Annotated in this window: 10 protein-coding genes, 1 tRNA gene and 1 rRNA gene; 8 read left to right on the plus strand and 4 right to left on the minus strand. The window is 39.9% G+C overall.

Features of this window, described 5'->3' with window-relative positions; translation table 11 throughout:
• Positions 1-6 precede the first annotated feature (6 nt).
• Together rrf and ATS71_RS17120 are read left to right on the plus strand one after the other, a co-directional pair.
• Positions 7-121: ribosomal RNA gene (gene rrf, locus ATS71_RS17115) — 5S ribosomal RNA — on the plus strand.
• A 523-nt stretch (positions 122-644) separates the two neighbouring features.
• Entirely contained in the window at positions 645-1,301 is a 657-nt protein-coding gene (locus tag ATS71_RS17120) for an NAD(P)H-dependent oxidoreductase (protein ID WP_058405897.1), read from the plus strand.
• A 49-nt stretch (positions 1,302-1,350) separates the two neighbouring features.
• On the opposite strand, the gene ATS71_RS17125 is transcribed toward ATS71_RS17120, so the two are convergent.
• From ATS71_RS17125 to uvrD, 3 genes are all read right to left on the minus strand, one after another.
• A complete protein-coding gene (locus tag ATS71_RS17125; protein ID WP_058405898.1) occupies positions 1,351-2,196 on the minus strand; it encodes a hypothetical protein in 846 nt (281 codons plus the stop codon).
• Positions 2,197-2,296: 100 nt separating this feature from the next.
• A complete protein-coding gene (locus ATS71_RS17130; RefSeq protein WP_058405899.1) occupies positions 2,297-4,369 on the minus strand; it encodes a GNAT family N-acetyltransferase in 2,073 nt (690 codons plus the stop codon).
• Positions 4,347-6,512, minus strand: a complete 2,166-nt coding sequence (gene uvrD, locus ATS71_RS17135) for a DNA helicase II (protein ID WP_058405900.1) — start codon at positions 6,510-6,512, stop codon at positions 4,347-4,349. Before uvrD ends, ATS71_RS17130 begins: the two co-directional genes overlap by 23 nt.
• 311 nt (positions 6,513-6,823) lie before the next feature.
• Here uvrD and ATS71_RS17140 point away from each other — a divergent pair, with 311 nt between their 5' ends.
• The 3 genes from ATS71_RS17140 (at position 6,824) to ATS71_RS17150 (ending at position 8,237) form a co-directional block, all read left to right on the plus strand.
• Entirely contained in the window at positions 6,824-7,048 is a 225-nt protein-coding gene (locus ATS71_RS17140; RefSeq protein WP_006791382.1) for a hypothetical protein, read from the plus strand.
• Between the two features lie 115 nt (positions 7,049-7,163).
• Positions 7,164-7,532 carry a YacL family protein gene (locus ATS71_RS17145; protein WP_058405901.1) on the plus strand — a complete coding sequence of 123 codons (369 nt, stop codon included), beginning with the start codon at positions 7,164-7,166 and terminating at the stop codon, positions 7,530-7,532.
• An 81-nt stretch (positions 7,533-7,613) separates the two neighbouring features.
• Positions 7,614-8,237, plus strand: a complete 624-nt coding sequence (locus ATS71_RS17150; RefSeq protein ID WP_058405902.1) for a dUTP diphosphatase — start codon at positions 7,614-7,616, stop codon at positions 8,235-8,237.
• Here ATS71_RS17150 and yrfG read toward each other — a convergent pair.
• Positions 8,234-8,881 (minus strand): GMP/IMP nucleotidase, encoded by a 648-nt coding sequence (gene yrfG / locus ATS71_RS17155; protein ID WP_010557632.1) that lies wholly within the window; start codon positions 8,879-8,881, stop codon positions 8,234-8,236. The genes ATS71_RS17150 and yrfG overlap by 4 nt on opposite strands.
• A 62-nt stretch (positions 8,882-8,943) precedes the next feature.
• On the opposite strand from yrfG, the gene nudE reads away from it, so the two are divergent.
• The 3 genes from nudE (at position 8,944) to ATS71_RS17170 (ending at position 10,524) form a co-directional block, all read left to right on the plus strand.
• Positions 8,944-9,516, plus strand: coding sequence for an ADP compounds hydrolase NudE (gene nudE, locus ATS71_RS17160; protein WP_033025975.1), 573 nt, complete (start codon positions 8,944-8,946; stop codon positions 9,514-9,516).
• On the plus strand, positions 9,509-10,312 hold the full coding sequence (cysQ, locus tag ATS71_RS17165; RefSeq protein ID WP_058405903.1) for a 3'(2'),5'-bisphosphate nucleotidase CysQ: 804 nt from the start codon (positions 9,509-9,511) through the stop codon (positions 10,310-10,312). The genes nudE and cysQ overlap by 8 nt, the downstream gene beginning before the upstream one ends.
• 135 nt (positions 10,313-10,447) lie before the next feature.
• Positions 10,448-10,524: transfer RNA gene (locus tag ATS71_RS17170), tRNA-Met, on the plus strand.
• Positions 10,525-10,529: the final 5 nt, after the last annotated feature.

Genomic DNA, 10,529 nt, shown 5'->3' on the forward strand with positions numbered 1-10,529 from the left:
AATTTGCTTGGTGACAATAGCGTTTTGGACCCACCTGACTCCATGCCGAACTCAGTAGTGAAACGAAACAGCGCCGATGATAGTGTAGCATTTGCTATGTGAAAGTAGGACATTACCAGGCTTCAAATAAGCGAAACCCGTTACAGCAATGTGACGGGTTTTTTGCTGTCTGGGGTTTAGTAAATAGCCAAGAGTCCATGCCGAACTCAGTAGTGAAACAAAACAGCTCGAAGGCGAGCCCCGACACAATGATAGTATCCCATTTGCTATGTGAAAGTAGGACATTCTACTGCGTAGCGCACCGACTTCAAATACAAGAAAGCCCGATTCGAAAGAGTCGGGCTTTTTTACGTCTATAGAAAAGTAAAATTAAGTATTTCTTTCTCTAAAGCGCAGCGTTTCTTAAGCGAAGCGCCTCTTTGTGAACAAAGCATGTTTAATCACACTAAAATCACTTAATACTTTTGCCAGCTAATACAGTAATATTCGTTTAAGTTAGATCAATTAGTCGAGAGATATGGTTTATCTATTATTAATATTATTTATAAAGTCTTTTAACTTTATTGCTAATTATCAAATGCTCATTAAGCAATTAAACTAGCTCCATCTTGTATTTACATACTTACATTAAGACGGAGAAAAGCATGTCTCACCAAATTATTAAAGACTTACATAATAGATACACTGCAAAGCAATATGATGCATCAAAACGTATTTCTACAGAAGATCTGGAAGTAATTAAAGAAGCTATTCGTCTGTCGGCTTCTTCAATCAATTCTCAACCTTGGAAATTTGTTCTAGTAGAAAGTGAAGAAGGTAAGAACCGTTTACACGATACATTCGCTAACAAGCACCAGTTTAATCAACACCATGCTAAAGAGGCATCTCACACGCTTTTACTTGCTTATGACCCTGAGTTCATTAAAGAGAAGTTTTCGAAGCGTGTTGACGTAGAGGTAAGCTCAGGCCACCTACCAGCAGATATGCGTGATAACTTTATGGGTGCATATGCATTTGCTGAAATGAACACAGATGAAAATGGCTACAACGGTAGTTGGACTAAAGCACAAGTTTATTTAGCACTAGGTAATATAATGCATACTCTAGCGCGTTTAAACATAGCTTCTACACCTATGGAGGGTGTAGACCCAGACTTAATTGGTGAAAAGTTTAGCGCTGAGCTTGATGGACACATTTGTGAAGTTGCGCTAGCTATGGGTTACCCTAATACCGATGAAGACTGGAACCATGGTTTACCAAAAGCGCGTCTAGCGTTAGAAGACATTATTACAACTGTTTAGCATAGTAAACCTTATTTAAAAGCCGAGCCTCTCTCGGCTTTTTTTGTGTTTAAAATAAGCCATATGCTTCTGTTTTTTCGGTTTCTTCTTGCAGCGCAGCAGGTTTAAATATGACACTAGGATCGATAAGCACACTATGGTTTTCGGCCATTTTTATTAGGCCTCGCATCATACCTTTAGTTTGTGGGTCTATATCAAAGCCTATATCAGTTAGCTTATCTAAGGGTTTGATATCTTCTTTTTTATAATCTAGGCTGTCTTCCACTTTATCGACGAGTAGCCCCACATGAGGATTTATACCGTCTTTTGTTGTGAATACAATTATTGGTTTGTAATCTAAAGTAATTTGCTCTTTTGCAGATTCAAACAGCCTCTCTAACTGAGCAATACTGCTACTTTTTATTTTACTGAGTAAGTTGTTTACCTGCTTATGTTCACCTTGCTTGTGAGCAGTGACTGCTTGTTTAGCTTGTACGAGTAATGATTCGAAAGGTTCATTAAAGCGAGACATAGTAAGCTTTAAATCAGGGTTGTCGGTATTAAACTCTTGGTAAAAAATAATAAAGTCTTGAAGCTCAGTTTCATTAATAGTTAATGTTTCTGATTGAGTTAAGAGGTTCTTTTCTAGTGTATTGAACCAGCTAGTTTGTTTGTCTTGCCATGATCTTAGCTGTTTTAAAATATGCTTGTTGCTTTGCTCCGTTGATATATTATTTAAAATAATCCCTAAATCGAAAACTGGAGTAGGGATATCCATATAATCTTTAACACCAATAAAGCTTTTGTTGTTGTTTGGTAGTGTTGTGAGGTTATTATCAAAGCGCTCGGTTAATAAAATATCAAGTATTTTTAGTGAAATGGTTTTGCAGCCCACTTTAAAGTTTATTAATTCCATGCCTTTATCTTAATTTACCCATCAATCTATTAATAATAGAACAAATCCACCAAATAGCTTAAGTAACTATGTTAATTAATCACTGTATTAAGGAGGCTGATTATTTAATAGCTTTAGTTAGTTTTAACACTGCTTGTTTAAAGTGTGTTTCAAGCTCTTTTTTACCTTGGATCTTTAATTGCTCAATAAGATTTTTATCGCTTTCATTTTGCAAAATTAACTTAATTAATAATTGCTTATCGCTTTGTGTTAAGAGATTAATGATTGAGGGCATCTCAGTGATAACTTGCCAAATAGTGGGCGAAATACTAAATCGAGAAGAATGACTATTAAGTTGTCGTGCTATACGTTTTTGCGTATCTGTACTTATAGGCTTATTTGTAAACGGGGCAATAAGTACACTTACAAGCTGCCAGTCAAGGTGCTTAAAGTGTGTGAGTAAGGCATAAAATATATCGTTTTGAAAATCAGCTTTTAATTGTTTCACCGTACTTGTATTGTTGTTTAAATACTTCACAACGAGTGCTGAGTGCTCGCCAGTGCTTTTATCTTTTTGATAACCAAGTTTTATGGTACTAAATCCTTGGCTTTGCCAAAATTTTAATAGCTCATAGGTGGCGCCAAAACTAGCTCCAAACCAATAACACTCATTACTTACTTTTGATTCGCAGTAACTCAGTAGCGCTTTACCTAGCCCTTGACTGTGAAGGTTAGGAGCAACAGCAATTCTTACTACGCGGGCAGAGAATTGAGTAAGGCACTGGGGATCATTGCTTAGCTGCGAGAGAGTCTGTGCCATTAAATGCCCTTGAGGGCGGCGTTCACCTTTTAGTACTTGCTCAGTAAGCTCTGTGGTTAATCCGCCCTCTATAGAGATTAAACACACTCCCACTAATTGGTTATTTATCTGGGTTATGAATAATCGTTGCGCAGGCGCATCAAGTAGCTGGCGTAAATCATTAACGCTACTTTGATAATGTGCTAAGGAAAGTAATGCGATAACCTGCTCAAGTAACGGCTCGTTGTTTGTGAGTTGGTGTTGAGTAATTTCACTGTGGACTAGGTTATTTAAGCCATTGCGTTGAGTTTCTTCGTACTGTGCTTCGAGTGCGAGCAAAGTGCGTATATGGCGTTCTAAAGGATCGGCTTTTGCAAACCTTAACGGTGCATCAAGTGTGACAATATTAGCGGCTTTGTACTTTGCTTTAACATACTGACTAAACCTAATTGTATAACCCCTACCATTGCCCTCATAGCCTACTAAAGTGCTTGCAAATACAATACGCGGATAATGCTTAAGCATTTTGAACAACAGAGGAACAGGTATTGCAGCTGCCTCGTCAACAAGTAATAAATCACACTCTGGCAACGAGCTTAATAATGAATCTGGAGCAATATACTGTAAATTGGCAAGTTGCTTACTTTGACTTTCGAAGGGGATGTTTAACTCATTGCTTAAATGTTTAAAGCTACTATGAGTGGCTTTAAATTGTGTGCTGCAAAGTAGTATTTTTTTATCTATAAGTTTTGCAGCAGCAAGTCCAAGCGCTGCAGATTTACCACGGCCTCTATCGGCATTAATAAGTAAAGGGCGATTAGCGCGACCATGAGCCACTTTAATTATATTTTCTACACAATGCTGTTGCGGTTCAAAATCTATTTTATTGGTAGAGCTTTCGCTAGTGATATTACGTGTACAGCCATGTAATTCACTGAAATGAAAAGCGGGTAACGATTGTATAACGCGGGCAATGCGTTCATTAAAGAAGCTATAGCTTACTTTATACCCGTGAGACTGCACTGTGCTTAGCGCAGGATCTGGCCAAGTTGAAAGCTCGCTTAATTCTGGTAGCAGTAAATATAATATACCGCCTGCTTTTACCGTACCTGCAATGGCAGCCAATATATCAGGGTGTAAGCCACTAAAGCCATCGTATACGGCGTGTGAATATTCTTGCCCTAAAATTTGATGGGTACGATTAGGCCACTGCGCGTTATTTAATGAGGTATTTTTAGAAACGACGAGTGTATTTTCAGTTTGAAGTAATTCACCTAATAGCTTGTAGCACCAAGCGGTACTGCCAGTAATGAGCACAAGTTGGCGATGATAAGCGCCAACCAGTGTTTTTTCTAACGTGTTTACGTGAGCTTTATACAGCTTGTAATCGTGCATAAGCCGTTACTAACCATTTGCTGCCTAAGTCATCAAAGTTTACCTGTACACGCGATTGCGCGCCGCTGCCTTCATAGTTAAGAACCGTGCCAATACCAAACTTAGCATGCAGTACACGTTGGCCTAAATTAAAGCCGCTGTCTTCAAAGGCGGCATGGCTGACTGATGCACTAAAGCGTCCTGCTGCCGGTGGTCGCGAAACTTGCGTTTTGATACGAATTTCTTCAACGCAGTCCTCAGGAATTTCGCGTAAAAAACGTGAAGGGCTATGGTATTTCTCTTGTCCGTATAGGCGGCGGCTTTCGGCGTGGCTAATGTATAATTTATCCATAGCGCGGGTCATACCTACGTAACATAGGCGACGTTCTTCTTCTAATCGACCAGACTCTTCATTACTTTGTTGCGATGGAAACATACCTTCTTCCACGCCCACCATAAATACAAGCGGGAATTCTAGGCCCTTAGCTGAATGCAGAGTCATCATTTGCACGGCATCTTCGTGCTCATCAGCTTGCCCTTCACCAGACTCAAGCGAGGTATAGGCTAAAAAGCCTTGTAGTGGTGAGCTAAACTCTTCTTCTTCAGGGAGTTCGTACTGATCGCATGCGCTTATAAGCTCTTCTAAGTTTTCTACACGAGCACGACCTTTTTCGCCCTTTTCTGCCTGATACATAGCCATAAGGCCAGACGTTTGAATTGCATACTTAGCTTGCTCTTGTAATGTAAGGTCGCTAATTTTGTCTTCAATGTGCTCAACCAGCTCAACAAATTTGCTAACAGCGCCGGCTGCTCTGCCCGATAAGTGCTGTTGTTCAACAATAGCTTTCGCTGCGTACCATAACGGAAGTGACTCAGCACGGGCGCAGTCGCGTATATGACTTAAAGTTTTGTCGCCAATACCACGTGCAGGGGTATTAATTACTCGTTCAAATGCGGCGTCGTCCTGGCGATTACCGACTAAGCGTAAGTACGATAGCGCATCTTTAATTTCTTGACGCTCGAAGAATCGCATACCACCGTAAATACGGTACTTTAATCCTTCTTGTAGCATGGCTTCTTCAAGTACACGAGATTGCGCATTACTACGGTATAAAATGGCGGCGTCTTGTAACGCGTTACCGGCATTTAACCAGCTACGTAATTTACTGCTTACAAAGCGGGCTTCGTCTAGCTCGTTAAAGGCGGCGTAAATTGATATAGGCTCGCCCTCGTTGCCATCGGTCCATAAGCTTTTACCCATGCGCTCTGAGTTATTTTTTATAAGCGCATTAGATGCTTTAAGAATAGTTGCGGTTGAGCGGTAGTTTTGTTCAAGGCGAATAGTTTCGGCGTCAAAGTCAGTTAAAAAACGTTTTATATTTTCTATTTTAGCGCCGCGCCAGCCATAAATACTTTGGTCATCATCGCCCACAATCATAATACTTTGCGTATCGCCTGCGAGCAGCTTTAACCATGCGTATTGAATGGTATTGGTATCTTGGAATTCGTCTACCAGCATATGCGCAAAGCGCTGTTGGTAGTGGCGAAGTAGCGTAGGGTTATTTTTAAGCACCTCATAGCTACGTAGGAGTATTTCAGCAAAATCGACCAAACCAGCCCTGTCACACGCTTCTTGATAGGCGGCATATACACGCAGCATCATTTGCTCGTTTATATCATACGCTTGAATATCTTTAGGACGAAGTGCTTCGTCTTTTTTAGCGCTTATGTACCAGCCAAACTGTTTAGCTGGCCACTTTTTATCATCAATATTCATTGATTTTAATAAGCGCTTGATCATACGGAGTTGGTCGTCAGAGTCTAAAATTTGAAAGGCTTCTGGTAAGTTAGCTTCACGGTGATGAGCGCGTAAAATTCGATGTGATAAACCGTGGAAAGTACCAATCCACATGCCACCGACCGGTGCTTTTAAGGTTTCTTCAACACGAGTGCGCATTTCTTTAGCCGCTTTATTGGTAAAGGTTACCGCAAAAATACTATAAGCAGAGGCTTGTTCAACCTGCATAAGCCACGCAATACGATGAACTAACACTCGTGTTTTACCAGACCCAGCACCCGCCAATACCAGCATGTTTTGTAATGGGGCTGCAACGGCATCGCGTTGTTTGTCATTTAAGCCATCGAGTAATTCTGAAACGTCCATCGTTACGCCTTTTTAATCAATATTGAGGGCAGTATAACAGGTGTTTTTGTTAGGCTAAATAAAATACTGTTTTTATGAACAGCTATTCTAAAAATAACCTCTAAAACCAATCAGCTGGCTAGTTTTAGTATCGATAAGTGACTAAAATTAATAATAAAAATAATCAAATTGACCTATATTTAGTAAAAAATACCAAAGCAATTAGAGAGTCGTAATTTAACTAACTGATTTTTAAGCTTTAATAAATTGGCATAAAGTGTGATAGTAAGTAAATAACTAAAATTTAAAATTAATTAACTACAGAGGTGAGTATGGCTGATCAAGGGTCTGGCGGTAATGTAATTGCTGCGTTGTGTAATATATTTTTTCCTGGTTTAGGGCAATTAGTACAAGGGCGTATTTTAGCAGCTATATTTTTTGCGCTAGCTATTGTCATAAGTTACGCACTTATATATGTACTCGTTGGTTTTGTATTAGTGCCTATTATTTACTTATGGTCGATAATAGATGCGGCACGATACCGCTCACGAAGTTAGGTATTTAAACGTTTTATAAAAATAGCGCCTAATGGCGCTATTTTGCTTTTTAGGGTCGGCGTTAAAGCTAATTTATGGGTATAATCGCGTTATTAGCGTTTAATAAGTAATAGTTATGGAATATCAATTTATTCGCGACCCTATTAGTGGGCTGCGCATTAAAATAAGCAGCGAGCATGCAATCATTGGCCGTTGGTTAAACGAAGAAATTGGCAAAGACAAAGTGGCTATGGTGCAAGCACTTATTGCGTCGGTAAAAACGAGTTTTGAGCCTGTGACTTTAAAAGGCCAAGAAATAGATTTAATTTTATCTAAAGATGAAGCCTTATTTGAAGCGCATGCACTGCACCAAGACAGCGAAGACTTAATTGCCTATCAAGATGACGATTTAATGCTTGAAGAAAACGACTTAAGCAGTGGATGTGGTTTTGAAGACTTTATTGATTTAATCGAGTCGTGGTATGAGTTTACCAGTAATCGATAAAATAATTAAAACAGACATAGCAAATGCAAAAACAGCGCTTTCTCTGTATTATTAAAACAACTAAAAACGACAGGAATTGATATGTCTGCCAATTTAAATAAGCTAGTAGTCATGCTAGAAATGCAAAACGCCATGAATACAAAAGTGCATGAGCAATGGTTTAAACAAGGGTTTGAATGGTATCGCGCTATTTGGGTTGAGTGTGCCGAAATGCTAGATCATCATGGCTGGAAGTGGTGGAAAAAACAAACACCCGATACCGAGCAAGTTATTTTAGAATTAGTTGATATTTTTCACTTTGGTTTGTCGCTACGTATTGACGGTAAAACAAGCTATCAAGACTTAGCAAAGCAATTAGAAAGTGAGTTGAGCCAAGTACAGCAAGCGGACGACTTCAAACAAACGTTAGAAATACTTGCGGCATCTGCAGTTGCAGATAAAGCGTTTAATGCAGCAGCCTTTGCCGGTTGTATGGCACAAATGGGCATGGATATTGACGATTTATACCGTGGTTACGTCGGTAAAAACACCTTAAATTTTTTCCGCCAAGACCATGGTTATAAAGATGGTAGCTACATTAAAGTATGGAACGGCCAAGAAGATAACGAACACTTGGTTGAAGTGGTTAAAAGCCTTGATACCGAACATGCAGACTTTGCAAAGTTAGTTTACCAAGGCCTTGAGGCACGTTACCCAAAAAGCTAAATAATAGTACGATAGTCGGTTACATTTAAGTAATCGGCTATTTCGTTGTGTGGTTGCTGGCTGTCGGGGTTGGCAACTGCAAGTAAGTGTCCAATGCCGTATTCTTTTGCGGCATTTAATACAGCTACGCTGTCGTCAACAAACAAAGTACGTGTTTTGTTAAACCCTAAATCGTTTTGTACTTGGTGCCATAAACTTTGCTGCTCTTTACTTACGCCATATTCATGCGTCGACACTACACCATCTAAATAATTATCGATTGCGGTGTGTTCAAATTTCATCATGACGTTTTCAGGATGCGCGTTGGTAAGCAATATAAGTTCTTTTCCTGCTTTTTTAAGCTCCGTCAAAAAATAGGGCACGTCATCACGTACTTTTATAAGGTGCTGTGTTTCTCGTTTTAGATCCATAATTGGTAATTTAAGCTGATCTTCCCAATAATCTAAGCAGTACCACTCAATTTGGCCACTTACAGCTTGGTAGCGTTTAAAAATATCTTCTTTTGCTTCGCTCAAGCTTATATTTTTGGCTAAGGCATGTTGTTGTGGAAGAACAGTTAACCAAAAATGGCTGTCATAATGTAAATCGAGAAGTGTTCCGTCCATATCAAGTAAAACGGTATCGATTTTTGACCAATTTAGCATGGGCTTTTCCCTGTGAAAAGTTTATGATTAAGCACAACTGCCATGATAGCAAATTAACGCCAATGACACAGAAAAAGCATCCAACACCTCCTCAAATCCTAAGTAATAATGTTGTCGCTAAAAGTCGCCTATTTACTGTGGAATCTTTAGAGCTAAAATTCTCGAATGACGAAGAGCGTCAGTATGAACGTATTCGAGGTGGTGGCAGGGGTGCTGTAATGATTGTGCCTATAACGGCCGATAACGAAATGCTGCTAGTGCGTGAGTATTGCGCTGGCACCAATGACTACCAGCTAGGTTTTCCTAAAGGACTTATTGACCCAGGCGAAACGCCAGAGCAAGCTGCTAATAGAGAACTTAAAGAAGAAGTAGGTTTTGGCGCAGACTTTTTTAAACCATTAAAAACAGTGACCATGGCACCCAGTTATTTTAATGCCACTATGCACATTTTATTTGCTAAGCAATTATATCCGCAAACGCTCCTTGGCGATGAGCCTGAGCCTTTAGTTGTTGTTAAGTGGCCATTAACGCAATGGCAGTCATTATTAGAGCAAGATGATTTTACCGAAGCACGAAGTGTTGCCGCTTTGCTATTATTAGATAAGTACTTAGCATCTGGAGCTGCCGATGAATAAATTATTAGAACCTTGTATTGAATTAGCCGAACGTGCAGGCGATGCCATTATGGCTATATACAAAAAAGATGATATTGGCCAACAAGAAAAATCAGACCACACACCAGTAACTAAGGCCGATTTAGCTGCAAATGATGTGCTTGTTGCAGGCTTAAAGGCACTTGCGCCTGATATTCCAATCATGTCGGAAGAAACGCCTATCCCTGCATTAGCCGACAGGCAAGATTGGCAGCGTTATTGGTTACTTGACCCCATGGATGGCACTGGTGAGTTTATTTTAGAAAGTGGTGATTTTGCTGTAAACATTGCGCTTATTGAAAATAACCACCCTGTACTGGGTGTTATTCATTGGCCGTCAAAAGGTATTACGTATTTTGCGAGTGCAAAAAATGGTGCTTTTAAGCGTGAAGAAAAGAGCGACACACAAATATACGTAGCTCCGCCTGAAAGTTTAACGCTAGCGGTAAGTCGCCGTCAGAAAATTGAGTCGGTGAGCCAATACTTAAATAGCCAATTTACAACCATTGCGGTTGGTTCGTGCTCGTTAAAAGCATGTATTGTTGCTGAAGGTAAAGCGGACTGCTTTTTAAGAATAGGCCCAACGGGTGAGTGGGATACAGGGGCTTCACAAGTTATTGTAGAAGAAGCGGGCGGTTGCATTACCGATGCAGAGTTTAACCCTTTAACGTATAACCAACGCGAGAGCACTGAAAACCCAGATTTTATTGTAATGGGCCATCCTGATTGGGAGTTTCAAAAAATGATTACTCCTCACCAACGAGCGAGTATAGAATAGGTTTTGATTGCTTTTTGTTCACTTGAACAGTTTTAAGTAGTTAAAGCCTTGCATTATAAGTTTATTCCTATATAGTAGCGCTCTCTTCAAGGCAGGCTCGTAAATATTACGAAAATGTTTTAAAGAAATTACAGGCGCGGGATGGAGCAGCCTGGTAGCTCGTCGGGCTCATAACCCGAAGGTCGTCGGTTCAAATCCGGCTCCCGCAACCAATTTT

The organism is Pseudoalteromonas sp. H71 (genome assembly GCF_001468485.1).
In the GTDB taxonomy this organism is placed as follows: domain Bacteria; phylum Pseudomonadota; class Gammaproteobacteria; order Enterobacterales; family Alteromonadaceae; genus Pseudoalteromonas.

Coding starts and splice junctions, on each gene's coding strand:
- uvrD (WP_058405900.1), bottom strand. CDS start 6,512: ATGGACGTTTCAGAATTACTCGATGGCTTAAATGACAAACAACGCGAT.
- nudE (WP_033025975.1), top strand. CDS start 8,944: ATGACACAGAAAAAGCATCCAACACCTCCTCAAATCCTAAGTAATAAT.
- ATS71_RS17130 (WP_058405899.1), bottom strand. CDS start 4,369: ATGCACGATTACAAGCTGTATAAAGCTCACGTAAACACGTTAGAAAAA.
- cysQ (WP_058405903.1), top strand. CDS start 9,509: ATGAATAAATTATTAGAACCTTGTATTGAATTAGCCGAACGTGCAGGC.
- ATS71_RS17125 (WP_058405898.1), bottom strand. CDS start 2,196: ATGGAATTAATAAACTTTAAAGTGGGCTGCAAAACCATTTCACTAAAA.
- ATS71_RS17140 (WP_006791382.1), top strand. CDS start 6,824: ATGGCTGATCAAGGGTCTGGCGGTAATGTAATTGCTGCGTTGTGTAAT.
- ATS71_RS17120 (WP_058405897.1), top strand. CDS start 645: ATGTCTCACCAAATTATTAAAGACTTACATAATAGATACACTGCAAAG.
- ATS71_RS17145 (WP_058405901.1), top strand. CDS start 7,164: ATGGAATATCAATTTATTCGCGACCCTATTAGTGGGCTGCGCATTAAA.
- yrfG (WP_010557632.1), bottom strand. CDS start 8,881: ATGCTAAATTGGTCAAAAATCGATACCGTTTTACTTGATATGGACGGA.
- ATS71_RS17150 (WP_058405902.1), top strand. CDS start 7,614: ATGTCTGCCAATTTAAATAAGCTAGTAGTCATGCTAGAAATGCAAAAC.